The organism is Catenulispora yoronensis (genome assembly GCF_039531695.1).
Classification (GTDB): Bacteria; Actinomycetota; Actinomycetes; order Streptomycetales; family Catenulisporaceae; genus Catenulispora; species Catenulispora yoronensis.
Genome location: NZ_BAAAQN010000226.1, coordinates 1 through 557, shown reverse-complemented (window position 1 = coordinate 557; position 557 = coordinate 1). Strand labels below are relative to the sequence as shown.

2 protein-coding genes are annotated in these 557 nt (G+C 64.1%); one reads left to right on the top strand and one right to left on the bottom strand.

Annotated elements, in window-relative coordinates:
* A partial coding sequence (gene hemP, locus ABD481_RS46980; protein WP_344672379.1) for a hemin uptake protein HemP occupies positions 1-123 on the top strand: 123 nt, incomplete at its 5' end.
* A 29-nt stretch (positions 124-152) separates the two neighbouring features.
* On the opposite strand, the gene ABD481_RS46975 is transcribed toward hemP, so the two are convergent.
* Positions 153-557 (bottom strand): protein adenylyltransferase SelO family protein (locus ABD481_RS46975; protein WP_344672378.1); only part of this gene is annotated, 405 nt, incomplete at its 5' end.

Sequence of the window (557 nt, the reverse complement as noted above, 5' to 3'; positions counted from 1 at the left end):
ACGGACAGAGAGATCAGCAGTCGGGTTCTGTTAGGCAGCGAAGGACGAGTAGTGATTGAGCATGGCGGCCAGCGCTATCTGCTGCGCCAGACCCACGCCGGGAAGTTAATTCTGACCAAGTAAGCGCCCCGCTGAACGCGGGGCGAGGCAAGTTAGCTCGAGCAGCTGACTTCCAGACGTTTCCCCCAGTCCGGCGGGCGGCGGACGTAGTCGTCCTCGCGATCGGTAAAGGGGTCTGCCAGCGCGGCATGCAAGCGCTCCAGCTCGCCCATATCGCCCGCCTCAGCCTGCTCGATCGCCCGCTGCGCCAGCCAGTTACGTAACACCAGCGCCGGATTCACGCCCTGCATCCTCTGCTGGCGCTGCGCGTCGTCCACCTGTTCATCACGCAGCCGCGCACGATACCCGGCAAACCAGCTGTCAAAGGCCGCGCGGTCGATAAACTCATCGCGCAGCGGCGAAGCGGCGCTGAGCTGTTCGCTGTGGCTCAGCAGGCGGAACGTCCGGGTATAGTCGCTCTTCTCGCGGATCATCAGGGCAAACAGCCCGTCCAGCAG